This is a genomic window from Acidovorax sp. BLS4, from assembly GCF_032929295.1.
Taxonomy (GTDB): domain Bacteria; phylum Pseudomonadota; class Gammaproteobacteria; order Burkholderiales; family Burkholderiaceae_C; genus Paracidovorax.
The window spans coordinates 1,632,920-1,649,076 of sequence record NZ_CP136797.1; the positions used below are offsets into that span (position 1 = coordinate 1,632,920).

The window sequence follows — 16,157 nt, forward strand, 5'->3', positions numbered from 1 at the left end:
TTTCCTCGCCCGCCACCATGTCCCTGCCCGCGTCCCGGTCCAGAACGGTCTTTCGTGCCTGCGTCGTCAACGCGGTGCGGCAGGGCGAGGCGTTGATGGGACGGCTGACCAGCGTGACCCAGGGGGCGCTGGCCAGCGATGAGTCCACCGAGCGCAACATCCAGCAGCGCACGCTGCTGGCCGATGCGCTGCGGCTGATCAAGCAGTACGAGGACGCCCTGGCCAAGGCCTACCCCATGGCCTTGCTGGAGGTGTTCGCCGAAGGCCCCTCCAACCCGCGCGCGCGTCCGGGCGACGAAACGGGCATGGACTTCGGCGAGCTGTCGCTCATGGACGAGTCCGAGGTGCTGGCCCAGGTCGAGCTGTCGCGGGCCCAGCAGATCGCGGTGCATGCCACCGAGGCCACGCTGGCCGAGCTCAACACCCTGGTCAGCTCCGCGCAGGGCCTGCAGCGCGTGCAGCCCGAGCGCAATCCCCTGCGCCCCGAGAACTACATCCGCGCCCTGCAGCAGGTGGTGGGCGACACGGGCGTGTCCGCCGAGGTCCGCCAGGTGTGGATGGCCCACATGCGCAAGGTGCTGGGCGACGAACTCGTCTCCGTCTACCAAACCGCCGCCCAGAGCCTTCGCGACAACGGCATCGTCCCGGTGGGCTATGCGGTGGCGGGTCAGGCCGGCCAGTCAACGGGGCGTGCCACCGGCTACGGTGGCGCCTACCCCAGCAGCCACGGCGGCGGCTACGGCGGCCCGGCGAGCAGCTACGGCGCGCCCCATCCCGGCGCGTACCCCAGCCAGTACGGCATGCCCGGCGGCATGGGCGGCGGTGGCGGCCCGGCCTCGCTGGGCATGCCGCTCGCCGCCGAGGCCGAGGAAGCCCTGCTGACCGTGGGCATGCTGCGCCAGATGCTCGCCAGTTCCGGCGATGCCTTCGCCTACGGCATGGCGCCCGTCGCCGCGTTCGGCGGCGTGCCCTCGCAGCCGGCCGCCTGGGCCGAGGCCCGCAGCGGTGGTCCGGCCAGCTCGCAGATGGGTGCCGGTGGCTCGGACTACTTCGCGCCCAGTTCCGCGGCGGCCGCCGAGGCGATGGAAGACATCGCCCAGCTGGAGCGCCTCGTCGGCCGGCTGGCCGGCAGCCAGCCCGCGGCGCTGGGGGCCTGGAGCGGCGCTGCGGCCGTCGCGGTCCCGGCGCCGGTCGCGGCCCCCGCGCCGCCCTCGCCGTCGCGCACGGCCACCGAGGTGGTGAGCCGCATGATGGACAACATCGCGCAGGACCAGCGGCTGCCCCCGCCCATCCAGCGGGCCGTGCAGAACCTGCGGCCCGCCATCAAGCAGCTGGTGCGGCACGACCGGCGGTTCTTCACCGACGACAAACACCCCGCGCGCCGCCTGCTGGACGAGCTGACGCAGCGCGCGCTGGACTTCGAATCCGATGCCGACCCCCGTTTCGACCGCTTCATGCGGCTCGTGGACGAGGCGGTGAGCCACCTGGCCACCAGCGAAAGCCAGGACGCCGACACCTTCGCCACCGTGCTGACGGCGCTCGAATCGGCCTGGGCGTCGCAGGAGCGCCAGTTGCGCGAGGCCCAGGAGGCCGAGCGGCAGGCCGCCCTGCGCGTGCAGCAGCGCGAGGCCCTGTCCAAGCGCATCGCGGCCGACATCCGCGCGCTGGCGGGGGCGGACCAGGTGCCCCGGGACATTCTCGATTTCGCCGCCGGTCCCTGGGCCGACGTGGTGGCGCTCGCGCAGATGGACGACCCCGGCAGTGCCGATGGCGACCCCGGCGGCTACCTCGCCCTGGTGCCCGAACTGTTCTGGATCGCCCAGCCCGAGGTGGCCGCGGCCGAGCCCGAGCGGCTGGGCGGCACCGTCACGCGCATGCTCGGCACCGTGCGCCAGGGCCTGGACAGCGTGGGCCATGCCGAGGCCATGGCGGGCGCCGTGCTCGAGCGCATCGCCGGCCTGCACCAGGCCGCGATGGAGCGCGCCGCCAGCCTGGCCTTGCAGCCGGCCGATGCGTCCGCCGAAGAGCCGGACGGCATGGAAACCATCGTGCCGCCGGAATCGCTCTATGGCTCGCTGCACGAACCCGGCGTGGCCGACGAGGGGGGCGATGCCGCCGCCAGCGGCGCCGAGGCCACCAACGACTTTCCGCTGGGCAGCTGGGTCGAACTGATCTCCAACCAGCGCGCCGTGCACACGCAGCTGACCTGGTCGAGCCCGCACCACACGCTGTTCCTGTTCACCGCGGCCGACGGCAGCACGCAGTCGATGACGCGCCGCATGCGCGACAAGCTGATGGCCGAAGGAGCGTTGCGGGTGCTGCCCGGCCCGCCGCCCGCGGTGGCGGCCGCCCACGGCCGCGCGCAGCGCGGCAAGGGCGCCGGCAAGCCCGTCAGGCCGCGCTAGCCGGCGCGCCGCCCGGCGCCGCGCGCAGCTTCTTGCGCACCAGTTGGATGTGGTTGCGCAGCGCGTACAGCTCGTCGGCATACGACAGCGGCACGCTCACCTTTTCCACCTGCGCCTCCAGCCGGTCCAGGGCCTCGTGCAGCGCCTGGGGCGCGGATTGTCCGGCGTCCATTTCGTCCTCGATCTCGCGCAGGCGGCCATACCAGCGGAACACGCGCGAGCGCACGCGGAACTGGTATAGCGGCGGCACCACGCGCGACAGCGGCAGCATGGCGGCCAGCAGGATGCCCAGCACCAGCCACATGCGCTCGATCAGGTTGGCCATCCAGAAAGGCAGGTAGCGCTGCAGCAGCGGCGCGGGCTCGTTGATGGCGCGCTCGCCCTCGGCGGCGATGGGCAGCTCGCTGTGGCGGGTGCTCGGAAACTCGCGAGCCCGGTTGAACCAGCCGGCGCTGCCGTGCAGGGACTGCGCGTTCTGCGCGAACAGCTGCAGCAGCGCCGGGTGCGTGCCCTCGCGCGCCAGCAGCGACGTGGTGGAGGCCACCAGCCGCACGTCGGCGGGCGGCACGTTGCCGGCCAGGTCCACCACGCCGCGCGGCAGCGTGACGGGCGTGAGGAACGGAAAGCGCCGCCCGTAGGCCTCGTGCTGCGGAAAGTCCATGAGACGCACGCCCGGCGTCTGAAGCAGCATCTGCACCATGAGCGACTGCGGCGCCGAGGCGAACACCAGCGCGTCAAGCCGGCCCGCGAGGAACTCCACCGTCGCCGGCGTCTGGCCCAGCTCGGACAGCCGCAGCGCCCGGGGCTCCATGCGGTTGGCCTCCAGCAGCTTTTCCATCAGCGTGGGCACGCCGCTGCCCGCGGTGCCCACGTTCACGCGCAGGCCGCGCAACTGCGCCAGGCTGTCGAGCCGGCCGCTTTTGACCACGCGGCGCGCGGCCTCGGTGCGGTAGAAGATCCACACCGGTTCCACGAACAGGCTGCCCAGCGATTCCAGGGCGTCGGCGTCTTCGGGCCGCAGTTCGCCGGTGCCGCCCTGCACGAAGGCCAGGTCGGCCTCGCCGCTGCGCAGCAACTGCAGGTTGGCGGACGAGCCTTCCGTCTCGCGCAGGACGACCTCGATGCCGTCGGCCGCCAGCGCCTTCTGGTAGCGCTGGCCGAAGTCCGCATAGGCGCTCTGCGCGGGTCCGGTGGCCAGGGTGACGCGCTTCGGGGGCGCGGGCTGCAGCCACCAGTAGGCCAGCACCAGCAGCCCCACCGCCAGGAAGGCGAGCGGACCGGCGGACAGGATCAGGTCGCGCAGGTTCAGCAGCGCCGTGTGCACCCGTCGCGTGACGGTGCGGGAGCGGGCGGCAAGGGCGTTCATCGACCGAGGTCCGCCGCGCTCGGCAGGTACAGGCCTTCGTGGGTGGTGAGGGACTGCGCGGCCTGCACGGCGCGCAGCGTGGCGCGGGCCACGGCCTCGGCCGCCATGGTGGCCAGCACCAGCATGCCCGCGTGGCGGCCCGTGGCGCCGGTGGCCAGGGTGAACAGCGTGTCGCCGTCCAATTGGGTGTGTACGGGGTTGATGCTGCGCGCCAACCCGTCGTGGCCCGACACGGCCAGGCGATGGGCCTGGGCCTTGGTCAGCACCGCGTCCGTGGCGATCACGCCGATGGTGGTGTTGGTGCCGGGCAGCACGGGCTCGGGCGGCACGCCGCCCAGCAGCGCACGCCGCGTGTCCATCAGCCGCTGGCCGTCTTCCGAGCGTGCGCCGGCCACGGGCCGGGCGGTGTGCGGGTCGACCACGTCGCCCACGGCGTTGCAGGCGATCAGGGCGCCCACGGTGATGCCGTCCAGCGACACCGAGGCCGTGCCGATGCCGCCCTTCATCGCGCGCCCGATGCCGAAGAGCTTGCCCACCGCGGCCCCGGTGCCCGCGCCCACGTTGCCTTCGGCCGGATCGTCGCGCGATGCGGCGGCGCAGGCGGCATAGCCGGCCGCGGCGTCGGGGCGGATGCGCATGTCGCCCACCAGCAGGTCGAACAGCACGGCCGCCGGCACGATGGGCAGGCGGCCCACGGCCACGTCCAGGCCGACGCCGCGCTCCTCCAGCCAGCGCACGGCGCCGGTGGCGGCCTCCAGGCCCCAGGCGCTGCCGCCGGCGAGCACGATGGCATGCACCTTCTCGACCAGGTTGGAGGGGGCGAGCAGGTCGGTCTCGCGCGTGCCCGGCGCGGCGCCGCGCACGTCGACGCCGCCCACGGCGCCCTCGCGCGCGAGGATGGCGGTGCAGCCCGTGGGGCGGCGGGCGTCGGTGTAGTGGCCGACCTCGATGCCCGCCACGCGGGTGATGCTGCCAGCGTCGCTGGCCGAACGGGTTGCTGCGGTCATATGGGCGGCGATTATGGCGCCGCGCCGGCGGCCTTCAGCGGGCCGCCTCGATGCGGGTGATGACGAGCGCGCCGCGCTGGCTCTCGGCATGGAAGCGCACCGGCGTGCCGGGCGCGAGCGGCAGGTCCGGCGCCGGATCCTGCAGGCGGAACACCATGGTCATGGGCGGCATGGCGAGGTTCTTCAGTTCGCCGTGGCGCAGCGTGAGCCGGGCGGCCGACGGATCCCAGCGCACGACCTCGCCCTGGGACAGTTCGGCGTCCACCGCGGTGGCGGTGGCCGCAGCGGACGCCGCATCGGACGGGGCGGCTGCCGCGGCGGTGTGGCCGGCATGTCCATCGTGTCCGCCGTGCCCGGCCTGGCCGTGCGATGACGCCTGCGCGGGGACCGTGCCCGCCAGGGCAAAGACGGCGATGGAGGCGATGGCGGCGATGAAGGGGGACAGGGCGGCACGGCCAGGGGTGGAGGGGCGGCGGGTCATGCGGGCTCCTTGGATGGCGGGTAGTGGCTGAAAACGCGGGTGCTGGCGCCGCCGTGCGCCACCAGCAGCACGTCATAGGCGTCCTTGCGCCCGCCGTAGATCGCGCCGTCCATGCCCGGCGAGCCCACCGGCATGCCGGGCACGGCCAGGCCCAGGGCCTTGGGCTTCTCGCGCAGCAGGCGCTGCACGTCCGCGGCCGGCACATGGCCCTCGATGAGGTAGCCGCCGACGAGTGCCGTGTGGCACGAGCCCAGCTTTTGTGGCAGGCCCAGGCGGCTGCGCACGGCGGCGTTGCCGGTCTCATGCACCGTGGCGCGAAAGCCGTTGGCCTGCATGTGGTCCACCCAGTCCTGGCAGCAGCCGCAGCTGGGATCCTTCCAGACCTCGATGGCGGTGGGTTGCGGGCCGGCCGCGAAGGCCGGCCAGGGCAGGGCGGCGGCAGCGCCCCAGGCGGCGATGCCGTGCAGGGTGCGGCGGCGCGCGGCCAGCGGGGTCGGGGTGCCGCCAGCGGCGGGAGGGGTCAGGGGCATGGCAGGGTCCTTTCGGTGGGTGGGGGTGTCCACCCGGGTTTCAAGTAAAAAACGGCTCCAGTGCATATTCTTCTAGGGCATATTGCTATTTAATTAATAGCAAAAAGAGTGCCTGCATGGCCGGTCAATGGGCGTGGCCGGTGCCGCCTGGGCCCGGTTTGCGCACGGTGGCGGCCCCGGCCTGCGGCGCGGTGGAGGCGGCCGGTGCCGCCGGCGCGGGGGGCAGGTCCGCCGCGGCGCCCTGCCATTCCCAGGCCTGGGTGCCGGGCGGCTGCACGTAGTCGCCCGGGTCGCGCCAGTCGCCGGCGGCCAGGTGCTCGCGCACCTTGAGCACGCTGAACATGCCGCCCATCTCCAGCGGGCCGTAGGGGCCGGTGCCGGTCATCATGGGCAGGGTGTTCTCGGGCAGCGGCATCTCCATGGCGCCCATGTCGGCCATGCCGCGCTCGCCCATCACCATGTAATCGGGCACGATCTTCTGGATCTTCGCCACCAGCCCCCGGTGGTCCACGCCGATCATGGTGGGCACGTCGTGGCCCATGGCGCCCATGGTGTGGTGGCTCTTGTGGCAGTGCACGGCCCAGTCGCCGGGCTCGTCGGCGACGAACTCGATCTGCCGCATCTGGCCCACGGCGATGTCGGTGGTCACCTCGGGCCAGCGGGCGCCGGGGGGCACCGCGCCGCCGTCGGTGCCGGTCACCTCGAATTCGTGGCCGTGGATGTGGATGGGGTGGTTGGTCATGGTGAGGTTGCCCACGCGCACCCGCACCCGCTCGCCGCGCCGCGCGACCAGCGGGCTGATGCCCGGGAACACGCGGCTGTTCCAGGCCCAGATGTTGAAGTCGGTCATCTCGTTCACGCGCGGCGTGCGCGTGCCGGCCTCCACGGCGAAGGCGTTGAGCAGGAAGGCGTAGTCGCGGTCGGCCGTGGCGATGAGCGGGTGGCGCCCGCGCGCATCCAGCCGCGGGTGGGTGATCCACAGGCCCATCAGCCCCATGGCCATCTGCGTCATCTCGTCGGCATGCGGGTGGTACATGAAGGTGCCCGGGCGCCGCGCGGTGAACTCGTACACGAAAGTCTTGCCCGCGGGAATCGCTGGCTGGTTCAGGCCCGAGACGCCGTCCATGCCGTTGGGCAGGCGCTGGCCGTGCCAGTGGACGCTGGTGTGCTCGGGCAGGCGGTTGGTGACGAAGATGCGCACCCGGTCGCCCTCGACCACCTCGATCGTGGGACCGGGGCTCTGCCCGTTGTAGCCCCACAGGTGGGCCACGAAGCCGGGCGCGAACTCGCGCACCACGGGCTCGGCGACCAGATGGAATTCCTTCACGCCGACGTTCATGCGCCAGGGCAGGCTCCAGCCGTTCAGGGTGACCACGGGGCGGAACGGGCGCCCGGTGGGCGGCGCGGGCGGCACGGCGGTGTCGGCCGATCCGTGCTGGGGGATTTCGGGCAGCGCGGCCAGGGCGGCGCGGCCCACGGAGGCGGCGGCCACGGCGGTGGCGGCGCCGGAGAAGAAGTGGCGGCGTTTCATGTCAGTGGCCTTGGGATTCGGGGTTGGCGGCGCGGCCGGCGGCGGCACCGGGCAGGGCGGCGGATGCGACGGCGCTGGACGCACCGCCCGAGGTGCCGGCCAGGGCCCGTTGCAGGTCGGCCTCGGCGAGCCAGAAGTCGCGCTGGGCCTGCAGCGCACCGGCCACGGCCTGGCTGCTGGCGCGGGCCTCGGTGAGCATCTGCCAGACGCTGGCGAGCATGCCGTTGTAGCGCAGGGTGGTTTCCTCGCTGATGAAGCGGCGCAGCGGCACGACCGCGTCGCGCTGCTGGCGCGCCAGGTCGTAGGCGGTGCGGTAGCCCAGCCAGGCGGTGCGCGCCTCGCTGCGGGCGCGCAGGGCCACGTCCTGCAGCTGCGCCGCGCTCTGCAGCGTGCGGCCCCGGGCCTGGGAGCGTGCGGCGCCGCCCCAGTCGAACAGGGGCACGGCCAGTTCCACCTCCCAGCCGCGCTTGACGTCGGCGTGGCCGGTGTCCTGCTCGGTCGTGGTGTTGCGGGTGTAGGCCAGGCCGATCCCGCCGGCCCAGGGGGCCACGCCGGCAAAGCCTTCGGTGTCTGCCACGCGGTCCAGCTCCAGCCGCGCGGCGCGCACGTCCAGCCGTTCGCGCAGGGCCCGGGCCTCGATGCCTTCGCTGGCCTCGGGCTGTGCCGGTAGGTCGGGCAGCTGGTCGGGCAGCGTGTAGTGCGCATCCGGTCCCCACAAGCCCATCAGCCGCGACAGCTGCTCGCGCTCGGTGGCGGCGTCCAGCCGCGCGCGGGCCAACTGGGCGGCGCTGTCGGCCCACAGCGCCTGTTCGCGGGCCTGCTGCAGCCGGCTCCAGTTGCCGACGCGGGCCATGCGGCGCGCCAGTTCGGCACCGGCGTCGGCCGCCTCATGCATGCGCTCCTGCGTGGCCGCCACCTGCTCGGCCGCCACGGCGCGCAGCCAGGCGCGCCGCGTGTCGAAGGCCAGGCGCACCACGTCCTGCGCGGCGTCCAGCGTGGCCTGCTCCATCTGCTGGCCCTGCCAGCGTGTGCGCCAGGGCAGGGTGACGAGATCGATCAGGCCCATGCCCAGCGTGCGCTCGATCTCGCGCTCGTGCCCGCTGCGAAAGCGCCCCAGCGTGAGCGTGGGGTTGGGCAGGGTCAGGGCCTGCACGCGCTGCGCATCGGCCACGCCCAGGGCCGCCAGCCGCGCCTGCAGGCCCGGGTTGCGCAGCAGGGCGATGCGCACGGCGTCGTCGGCGGCGAGCGGCCCGGCCAGCCACTGCGCAATGGCCGCGTCGGCCTGTGCGCGCGCAGCGGGGTCGGCGGAGGGCAGCGCGGGCGCGGCCACGCCGGCGCTGCGGCCATCGGCCAGCGTCTGCACCTGGCTGCGCAGGCCGTCGGGCGACACGCTGGCGCAGCCGGCCAGCAGCAGGGCGGCGGCCAGCGCGCCCCAGGCGGCGGTGCGGGGCGCGGTCATGGCGTCCCCCGCGCGGGCGTGGGGTCGGACGGCGGGTGGTGGTGCGCACCGTGGCCTGCTGCCGGCGCTGCCGATGCCGCCGAGGGCGCGGCCTGGCGGGCTTCCCACGCCACGATGTCGGCATGGCCGCGCGGCGTGGCCGCCACGGCGGCCTGCGCATCGCGCCAGGCCACCGTGCCGGTTTCGACGGGCGGCGCGGTGGCGGTGAATACGCTGCGGTGGACCAGCGCACCGGCAGGTGCCAGCGGGTCGGCTACCGGCCCTGGGGCCTGGGCCAGGGCCGGCCATGGCGGCAAGAGCGCGGCGGCGGCCAGGGCACCGCGCAGGAGCGAAGAACAAACGGAAAGGGATGAGGGGGCGCGCACGGCGATCTCCTGAGCAAGGGCGAAACCAGCGGCCACCGATCCGCGCGCCGCCGGTGGCGGGTGCGGATCGCGGACGCACTTCGGGCGTCGGGGCTCAGGAAATGGGTGGCTTGATGGCCTGCGCGGTCAGGGCGCTGGCAAAGCGGCGCTCTGCCAGGGGCAGGGGCGCGCGGGGCAGCGCGGTGCGCGCGGGGTCCGCCAGCGGGGGCGTCAGCATGGCCGAGTGGCAGATGCCGCAGGCCGAGCAACCGCCGTCATGGGCGTGGTGGCTGGTGTGGGGGGACGCATCGCCTGTGCCACCGTGGGGCGCCTGCGCGGCTTCGGCCGACGGGGCGCTGGCCTCGCCATGGCAGGGCGGCAGCGCCGCGGCATCGGAGGGTGCGGCGGTGTGGAGGGTGTGCGCCGGTGGCGTGCCGGATCGCGGTTCGGCCGCTGCATGGGCCGCGTGCGCCGCCGTGCCCACCGCCGGCAGCATGCCGGCCGCCATGGCATTGCCCGCCAGACCCCGAAGGGCCATGAGCACGATGAGAAAGAGGAACATGCCGCGGCGCATAGGCGGGAATGATAGCCCCGCGCTGCGGGAGTTCCGGGCGGAGCCTGCGCCGGCTACATGGCCATGTAGCGGCCCGGGCGGTGGTTCATCGCCACGACCAGGTTGAGCGCCACGGCGCCCGCGATGGACCAGAGCACGCGCATGGGGTCCACCGTGAACAGCGCCAGCAGCACGATGCAGCAGTCCACCGCCATCTGGACCTTGCCCGCGCGCCAGCCGTAGCGGTCCTGCAGGTACAGCGCCAGGATGCCCATGCCGCCCAGGCTGCACCGGTGGCGGAACAGCACCAGAAAGCCCGTGCCCGTGATGAGCCCGCCCGCCACCGCGGCATAGAGCGGCTGCAGCGCGACGAATTCCATCAGGCCCGGCTGGGCCTCGGTCAGCACCGACAGCAGCACCACGGCCACGAAGGTCTTCAGGGTGAAGCTGCGCCCCATCTTGCGCCAGGCCAGCCAGTAGAACGGCAGGTTGAGCAGGAAGAAGAGCTTGCCGAAGCCCATGTCGGTCGCGTAGTGCAACAGAAAGGCCAGCCCCGCCGTGCCGCCCGTGAGCAGGCCGGCGCTGCCGAAAAATCCCACGCCCACCGAAATGAGCAGCACACCCGTGAACAGGGCGGCGGTGTCTTCGGTGGCGGTGTGGGGAACCATGGTCGGCGGGGATGTCGGGGTGGGCGGGGCGGGGGTGCTCATGCGGGAAGAGAAGGCGGCGTGGCCGGGGACCGGGGGCCGTTCGAGTGGCTGGCGGCCCGGTACCGGTGAAATGGGGCGGATTCTAGGGGGTGTCGAACCCATGATTACCCCACGGGCCGCCTGCGCCCGCACGCGAATGTGCGAAGCGCGACGTTCAAATCGCGAAAGCCGGCAAGGCCACGGGCCGGTCCCTCCCCGTGCCGGCCGGTGGCGCGCCGCAACTTCAGCAAAAACCGGCCGGTGCCGGGATTTCGATTGTGCCGGGCGCTATTTTTTTGATAGCGATTCGCTGCGCAGCATGCGCAGGCCGTTCGCCACCACCAGCAGGCTGGCGCCCATGTCCGCGAACACGGCCATCCACATGGTGGCGTGCCCGGCCAGCGCCAGGCCGAAGAACACCGCCTTGATGCCCAGTGCCAGCACGATGTTCTGCATCAGCACGGCATGCGTGCGGCGCGACAGGCGCACGGTCTCGGCCACGCGGCGCAGGTCGTCGTTCATGATGACCACGTCGGCCGTCTCCATCGCCACGTCGGTGCCGGCGCCGCCCATGGCGAAGCCGATGTCGGCCTTGGCCAGTGCGGGTGCGTCGTTGATGCCGTCGCCCGCCATGGCGGTCATGCCGTGCTTTTGCTGCAGCGCGGCGATGGCCGACAGTTTCTGTTCGGGCAGCAGGCCCGCCTGCACCTCGTCGATGCCGGCCTCGCGCGCGGCCGCCTGGGCCGCTGCGGCGTGGTCGCCGGTGAGCATCACGGGCACGATGCCCAGCGCGCGCAGGTCCGCCACGGCCTGCGCCGACTGTGCGCGCAGCGTGTCGGCCACGGCGAACAGCGCCCGCACGGCCTGGCCGTCGGCCAGCAGCGTGACGCTGCGCCCCTGGGCCTCGTGCGCGGCGGCGGCGGCCTCCACGGCGTCGGTCCACAGGCCTTTTTCCTGGGCCAGCCGGCGGTTGCCCAGCAGCCAGGTGGCGCCGGCGATGCTCGCCTGCACGCCGCGCCCGGGCAGGGCGGTGAAATCCTCCACCTCGGGGATGCCGGCGGGGGTGCCCAGCCCGGCCGCGATGGCTTTCGAGACGGGGTGGTCCGAGCGCCCGGCCAGCGCCGCCGCCACATCCTGGGCGCCATCGCTGCCGAAGGACTCGCGGCCCACCAGCACGGGGCGCCCTGCGGTCACGGTGCCGGTCTTGTCGAAGGCCACGGCGCGCACGCCGCGGGCCAGCTCCAGCCAGTTGCCGCCCTTGATGAGAATGCCGCGCCGGGCGCCGGCGGCCAGGCCGCTCACCACGGTGACGGGCGTGGCCAGCACCAGCGCGCAGGGGCAGGCGATCACCAGCAGCACCAGCGCGCGGTAGATCGCATCCAGCCAGGTCCAGCCGAACAGCAACGGGGCGCCGATGGCCACGGCGACGGCCATGGCGAACACCGCGGGCGTGTACACGGCGGCGAAGCGGTCCACGAAGCGCTGGGTGGGCGCGCGGGCGCTCTGGGCCTGCTCCACGGCGCGGATGATGCGGTCCAGCGTGGTCTGGCCGGCCGCGGCCGTCACGCGGAACTCCAGTTCCGACTGCGCGTTGAGCGTGCCGGCGTACACCGGATCGCCCGGGGCCTTGTCCACGGCCAGGCTCTCGCCCGTCACGCTGGATTCGTCGACCGCGCTGCGGCCGGTGGTGACCACGCCGTCCAGCGGCACGCGGCCCCCGGGGCGGATGCGCACGGTGCTGTCCACGGCCACGTCGGCGGCGGGCACCGTGCGCCACTGGCCGTCCGGGCCGCGCACGTCGGCCTGGTCGGGGCTGAGCGCCAGCAGGGCGCCGATGGCGTCCCGCGCACGGCCGACGGCGCGGTCCTCGATGCGCTCGGCCAGGGCGTACAGCGCCATCACCATGGCGGCCTCGGGCCATTGGCCGATCAGGAACGCGCCCGTCACGGCCACCGCCATCAGCGCGCTGATGCCCAACTGGCCGCGCATCAGCGAGCGCAGGCCGCTGCGGTAGATGCCCAGCCCCGCCAGCAGGATGGCCGCCGCGGCGACGCCCATGCCCGCCACGCGCCACGGCGTGGTGTCCGGCCCCAGCAGGTGCAGCAGTTCGGCGCCGGTGGCCGCCACCAGGGCGGCGGCGAGGCGGCCCCAGCCGGGCAGGGCGCCGTGGTCGTGCCCGTCGTGGTCGCTTTCGGAGGCATGGCCGTGGTCGCCGTGCGCTTTGCCCGCCGGGGTGGCTGCCGCCTTCGTGCCGGCCTGGGGCGCGGTGCTTGAGCACCCACCGCCGCAGCAGGACACATCGATGCGGGGCGCGGTGGCCGGCCGGGCGGAGGCTGGGGCCGGGGCAGGGATATGGTCATGCCCCGCGTGGTCATGGCCGTCGTGGCCGGCATGGGAAAGGTCGTGGCTGTGTTTTGTCATGGTTTTCCTGGTGTGTCGGGGCGCGCGCGATGCCGCCGTGCCATGATTGAAAACCTTGAAGCCGCTCGAAGGTCAAGCCATGTCTGCCCAAAGCCCCTGCCACCGTATCGGAGATGCCGCCCGCCTGTCGGGCGTGCCGGCCGCCAACATCCGCTATTACGAGAAGGAAGGCCTGCTGCCCCAGCAGGCCCGTGCCGACAACCGCTACCGCCTGTACAGCGCGGACGAGGTGCACCGCCTGCGCTTCATCCGGCTGTGCCGGGCCATGGACATGTCGCTGGACGAGGTGCGCACCCTGCTGGCGCTGGACCACAGCGGCGCAGCGGCCGACCACGCGGCCTGCGACACCCTGGACGACCATCTGCAGCATGTGCGCACCCGGCTGCAGGAGCTGCGCACGCTGGAGGAAGAGCTGCTGTCGCTGCGCGGCCGCTGCGACGGCACCGATGCCGGCCGCTGCCGCGTGATCGAGGCGCTGCACGCGCGCGCCGATGCCGAAACCGTGCCGCCGCCCGCGCCGATGGCCAAACGGCACGTGTGACGCCAGGCCACGCCACCCCCGGTCACCACCCGTATTGCAATGAAATTGATAGCGGAACACCCTAGTGGAATATGCGCTGGAGGCCAATTTTGTTACGCATCGTCGCTGGCCCGTCCACTATGATGGCCGCATGATCGCCGGCCTGCCATCCCCCTCGCTGATCGACCGCATCTGGCGCGCCGCGCGCGGCTGGGCGGTGGCCTGGTGGCGCATCGTGCACCTCGGGTCGGTGGCGCTGGTGCTCATGCTTTCGCCGTCCAGCTACGGGCGCGCCACGCGCTGGCGGCTCGCGCGGCACATGTACCAGGACACGGCGCCCATCCTGCTGGGGTTCACGGTGCTGGCGGCGCTGGTCAGCCTGGTCATCACCCGCATCGTCGTCGTCACGGCGCTGAGCTACGGCCTGTCGCGTTACGCGCTGGAGATGGTCATCCGCGTGCTGGTGCTGGAGCTGATCCCGCTCACCGCCGCGCTGTTCGTCGCCATGCGCACCACCATCCCCAACGGCACCCAGCTCGCCCTCATGCGCCAGGCCGGCCGCCTGGACAGCCTGCGCCGGCACGGCGCCGACCCGATACGCGTGGAGCTGCTGCCCCGGGTGGTGGCCGGCATCTACGCCAGCATCACGCTTGCGGCGCTGTCGTGCGTGGTCGCGCTCGCCATGGCCTATTTCGGGGTGTATGGGCTCAACACTGCGGGGCTGCCGAGCTACACGCGCATGTTCGGCCAGGTGTTCACGCCGGCCGTCACGCTGGTGTTCGTGCTGAAAACCCTGTTCTTCAGCCTGGCCGTGGCCCTCATTCCCATGGCGGCGGGGCTCTACGAAAACGGCGACGGCCGGGGCCGCCACGGCTCCGAACTGGGCGGGCTCGCGCGCATGTTCGCCGTGCTGCTGCTGATCGAAGTCGCGTCCCTGCTGGGCAATTACTACTAACCCGTTCCGTGACCCATCCCACGACCGACACCGGCCATGGCCCGCGCTGCGCGCCGTGGCCTCACCGAGGAAACGCTTTCATGCCCGACCCAGAGACCTTCCCCGCCGGCGCTTTCGGCCCGCGGGCCCACGGCGGTGCGCACCATGGCTGAGCGGCCCCCTTCCCACGAAGCGGACGATGCCGCCAGCGAGGCGCTGCTCGAAGCCCAGCGCCCGGTGGCGAACCTGGAGCGCAAGGCCGCGGCGCTGCTCCTGTTCACGCTGGCGCTCATCGTGGGCTCGGCGTTCTATCTGCTGTATGCACGCGGCGTGTTCGAGCCCACGCAGCGCCTGGTGCTCACGGCCGACGACTCCGAGGGCGTGGTGGTGGGCATGGACATGACGTTTTCAGGCTTCCCGATCGGGCGGGTGCGCGGCATCGAGCTCTCGCCCGACGGCAACGTGCGCATCCTGATCGACGTGCCGCGCAAGGACGCGCACTGGCTGCGCGAGTCCAGCGTCTTCACGCTGGTGCGCGGCATCGTGGGCGGCACCACCATCAAGGCCTACAGCGGCATCCTTACCGACCCGCTGCTGGCCGACGGCGCCGAGCGCCCGGTGCTGCGCGGCGATGCCACGGCCGAGATCCCGCAGCTCATGGCCTCGGCGCGCGAACTGCTGTCCAACCTGCAGGCGATGACGGCCCAGGACGCCGCGCTGGGCGGCACGCTGTCCAACGTGCGCACGCTGACCGAGCGGCTGAACGCGCCGGGCGGGGCGCTCAACGTGCTCATGGGCAGCGAGGCGGATGCCAAAAAGATCACCGCCACGCTGGACCGCACCAACCAACTGCTGGCGCGCATCGACGGCATGGCCGCCAAGGCCGACCGGCAGGTGTTCGGAGCGGCCGGCGATCCTGGGCTCGTGCCCGAGGTGCGGGCCACGGTGGTGCAGCTCAACGGCCTGCTGGCCGACACGCGCCAGAGCCTGAAAAAGGTCGATGCCGTGCTGGCCGAAGCCCAGGCCATCGGCGCCAACGCACGAGAAGCCACCACCGATCTGGGCAGCTTGCGGGCCGAAGTGGAGAGCAACCTGCGCAAGGTGGAGGGCCTGGTCAACGACATCCAGCGCAAATGGCCGTTTGCGCGCGACACGGAACTCAAACTGCCATGAAACCCCTGCTGTCTTCCCCGCTGCGTACACCGGTGTTGCGTGCCGCCGCGCTGCTCCCCTGCCTGGCCCTTTGGGCCTGCGCGGCCAAGCCGCCCACGCCGCAATGGCAGATGAATGCCCACGGCGCGGCCCGCAAGGCCACCGAGGCTGACCTGTCGGGCGAGCCCCGCATCGCGCAGCTGGAGTGGGACCGGGCCCGGGCGGAAGTCGCCCGCACAGGGCGGCCCGACCTGCTGGCACGCGTGGAACTCATGCGCTGCGCCGCCCAGGTCGCCAGCCTGGTGGTCGAGCCGTGCACGGCCTTCGAGGCCCTGCGTGCTGACGCCGCGCCGCAGGACCAGGCCTATGCCGATTACCTGGCCGGCACCATCGACAGCACCGCCGCTGCCCACCTGCCCGAGCCGCAGCGCAGCGCCTGGGCGGCCGGCCCGGCTGCGCAAGCCGACCTGGCGGATCCGCTATCGCGCCTGGTGGCCGCGGGGGTGTGGGTGAAAACCGGCCGGGAGACGCCGCAGGTGGTGGACTCCGCTGTGGAGGCCGCCTCTGCGCAGGGGTGGCGACGGCCGCTGCTGGCCTGGCTGACCCTGGCGGCGCAGCGTGCCGATCAACGGGGCGATGGGCCCGCCGCTGCCGCCGCCCGCAGGCGGTTGGCGGTGTTGGAACAGGGGCTCAGCGCTGAAAAGCGCTGACGCAGAAACCCAGAGGGGGCGGAGGGGGATGGCGCGGAGATTCAGGGGACTGCCC

General features: G+C 73.1%; 15 protein-coding genes. 5 read left to right on the plus strand and 10 right to left on the minus strand.

Translation table 11 applies throughout. From position 1 onward, the window contains the following. Positions 1-17 precede the first annotated feature (17 nt). On the plus strand, positions 18-2,405 hold the full coding sequence (locus R1Z03_RS07565; protein ID WP_317358350.1) for a DUF1631 family protein: 2,388 nt from the start codon (positions 18-20) through the stop codon (positions 2,403-2,405). On the opposite strand, the gene R1Z03_RS07570 is transcribed toward R1Z03_RS07565, so the two are convergent. The 10 genes from R1Z03_RS07570 to R1Z03_RS07615 all read right to left on the minus strand — a co-directional run bounded on the left by R1Z03_RS07570 (position 2,392) and on the right by R1Z03_RS07615 (position 12,786). Continuing rightward, the gene (locus R1Z03_RS07570) at positions 2,392-3,771 is read right to left on the minus strand and encodes a TAXI family TRAP transporter solute-binding subunit (RefSeq protein ID WP_284406152.1); all 1,380 of its coding nucleotides are present in this window, start codon (positions 3,769-3,771) and stop codon (positions 2,392-2,394) included. The two genes, R1Z03_RS07565 and R1Z03_RS07570, sit on opposite strands and share 14 nt — an antisense overlap. After that, complete coding sequence (locus R1Z03_RS07575) at positions 3,768-4,778, minus strand: P1 family peptidase (protein ID WP_284398801.1); 1,011 nt, start codon at positions 4,776-4,778, stop codon at positions 3,768-3,770. The genes R1Z03_RS07570 and R1Z03_RS07575 overlap by 4 nt, the downstream gene beginning before the upstream one ends. Positions 4,779-4,812: 34 nt before the next feature. Further along, a complete protein-coding gene (locus R1Z03_RS07580; protein WP_317358357.1) occupies positions 4,813-5,259 on the minus strand; it encodes a copper-binding protein in 447 nt (148 codons plus the stop codon). Next, complete coding sequence (locus R1Z03_RS07585) at positions 5,256-5,789, minus strand: DUF411 domain-containing protein (protein WP_317358360.1); 534 nt, start codon at positions 5,787-5,789, stop codon at positions 5,256-5,258. Before R1Z03_RS07585 ends, R1Z03_RS07580 begins: the two co-directional genes overlap by 4 nt. 124 nt (positions 5,790-5,913) lie before the next feature. Next, on the minus strand, positions 5,914-7,320 hold the full coding sequence (locus R1Z03_RS07590; protein WP_317358363.1) for a copper oxidase: 1,407 nt from the start codon (positions 7,318-7,320) through the stop codon (positions 5,914-5,916). Position 7,321: 1 nt separating this feature from the next. Beyond that, positions 7,322-8,779 (minus strand): TolC family protein, encoded by a 1,458-nt coding sequence (locus R1Z03_RS07595; protein WP_317358365.1) that lies wholly within the window; start codon positions 8,777-8,779, stop codon positions 7,322-7,324. Further along, positions 8,776-9,144, minus strand: coding sequence for a hypothetical protein (locus R1Z03_RS07600; protein ID WP_317358367.1), 369 nt, complete (start codon positions 9,142-9,144; stop codon positions 8,776-8,778). Before R1Z03_RS07600 ends, R1Z03_RS07595 begins: the two co-directional genes overlap by 4 nt. 94 nt (positions 9,145-9,238) lie before the next feature. Next, positions 9,239-9,685, minus strand: a complete 447-nt coding sequence (locus R1Z03_RS07605) for a hypothetical protein (protein ID WP_317358370.1) — start codon at positions 9,683-9,685, stop codon at positions 9,239-9,241. A 65-nt stretch (positions 9,686-9,750) separates the two neighbouring features. Next, the gene (locus R1Z03_RS07610; RefSeq protein ID WP_284431484.1) at positions 9,751-10,386 is read right to left on the minus strand and encodes a YitT family protein; all 636 of its coding nucleotides are present in this window, start codon (positions 10,384-10,386) and stop codon (positions 9,751-9,753) included. 267 nt (positions 10,387-10,653) lie between these two features. Further along, positions 10,654-12,786: a heavy metal translocating P-type ATPase gene (locus tag R1Z03_RS07615; RefSeq protein WP_317358373.1), complete on the minus strand. Its 2,133-nt coding sequence runs from the start codon at positions 12,784-12,786 to the stop codon at positions 10,654-10,656. A 79-nt stretch (positions 12,787-12,865) separates the two neighbouring features. Between R1Z03_RS07615 and R1Z03_RS07620 the strand changes: the two genes are divergently transcribed. The 4 genes from R1Z03_RS07620 to R1Z03_RS07635 all read left to right on the plus strand — a co-directional run bounded on the left by R1Z03_RS07620 (position 12,866) and on the right by R1Z03_RS07635 (position 16,102). Next, positions 12,866-13,327 (plus strand): MerR family transcriptional regulator, encoded by a 462-nt coding sequence (locus tag R1Z03_RS07620; RefSeq protein ID WP_317358376.1) that lies wholly within the window; start codon positions 12,866-12,868, stop codon positions 13,325-13,327. Positions 13,328-13,457: 130 nt separating this feature from the next. Beyond that, complete coding sequence (locus tag R1Z03_RS07625; RefSeq protein WP_284398774.1) at positions 13,458-14,261, plus strand: ABC transporter permease; 804 nt, start codon at positions 13,458-13,460, stop codon at positions 14,259-14,261. A gap of 144 nt (positions 14,262-14,405) precedes the next feature. After that, positions 14,406-15,413 (plus strand): MlaD family protein, encoded by a 1,008-nt coding sequence (locus R1Z03_RS07630; RefSeq protein WP_317358379.1) that lies wholly within the window; start codon positions 14,406-14,408, stop codon positions 15,411-15,413. After that, the gene (locus R1Z03_RS07635; protein WP_317358381.1) at positions 15,410-16,102 is read left to right on the plus strand and encodes a hypothetical protein; all 693 of its coding nucleotides are present in this window, start codon (positions 15,410-15,412) and stop codon (positions 16,100-16,102) included. The genes R1Z03_RS07630 and R1Z03_RS07635 overlap by 4 nt, the downstream gene beginning before the upstream one ends. The last annotated feature ends 55 nt before the right edge of the window (positions 16,103-16,157 follow it).

What these genes read in the sequence shown, in the direction of transcription:
- R1Z03_RS07635 (WP_317358381.1), top strand. Translation starts at nt 15,410, where the DNA reads ATGAAACCCCTGCTGTCTTCCCCGCTGCGTACACCGGTGTTGCGTGCC.
- R1Z03_RS07575 (WP_284398801.1), bottom strand. Translation starts at nt 4,778, where the DNA reads ATGACCGCAGCAACCCGTTCGGCCAGCGACGCTGGCAGCATCACCCGC.
- R1Z03_RS07620 (WP_317358376.1), top strand. Translation starts at nt 12,866, where the DNA reads ATGTCTGCCCAAAGCCCCTGCCACCGTATCGGAGATGCCGCCCGCCTG.
- R1Z03_RS07590 (WP_317358363.1), bottom strand. Translation starts at nt 7,320, where the DNA reads ATGAAACGCCGCCACTTCTTCTCCGGCGCCGCCACCGCCGTGGCCGCC.
- R1Z03_RS07625 (WP_284398774.1), top strand. Translation starts at nt 13,458, where the DNA reads ATGATCGCCGGCCTGCCATCCCCCTCGCTGATCGACCGCATCTGGCGC.
- R1Z03_RS07605 (WP_317358370.1), bottom strand. Translation starts at nt 9,685, where the DNA reads ATGTTCCTCTTTCTCATCGTGCTCATGGCCCTTCGGGGTCTGGCGGGC.
- R1Z03_RS07585 (WP_317358360.1), bottom strand. Translation starts at nt 5,789, where the DNA reads ATGCCCCTGACCCCTCCCGCCGCTGGCGGCACCCCGACCCCGCTGGCC.
- R1Z03_RS07615 (WP_317358373.1), bottom strand. Translation starts at nt 12,786, where the DNA reads ATGACAAAACACAGCCACGACCTTTCCCATGCCGGCCACGACGGCCAT.
- R1Z03_RS07570 (WP_284406152.1), bottom strand. Translation starts at nt 3,771, where the DNA reads ATGAACGCCCTTGCCGCCCGCTCCCGCACCGTCACGCGACGGGTGCAC.
- R1Z03_RS07630 (WP_317358379.1), top strand. Translation starts at nt 14,406, where the DNA reads ATGGCTGAGCGGCCCCCTTCCCACGAAGCGGACGATGCCGCCAGCGAG.
- R1Z03_RS07565 (WP_317358350.1), top strand. Translation starts at nt 18, where the DNA reads ATGTCCCTGCCCGCGTCCCGGTCCAGAACGGTCTTTCGTGCCTGCGTC.
- R1Z03_RS07610 (WP_284431484.1), bottom strand. Translation starts at nt 10,386, where the DNA reads ATGAGCACCCCCGCCCCGCCCACCCCGACATCCCCGCCGACCATGGTT.
- R1Z03_RS07580 (WP_317358357.1), bottom strand. Translation starts at nt 5,259, where the DNA reads ATGACCCGCCGCCCCTCCACCCCTGGCCGTGCCGCCCTGTCCCCCTTC.
- R1Z03_RS07595 (WP_317358365.1), bottom strand. Translation starts at nt 8,779, where the DNA reads ATGACCGCGCCCCGCACCGCCGCCTGGGGCGCGCTGGCCGCCGCCCTG.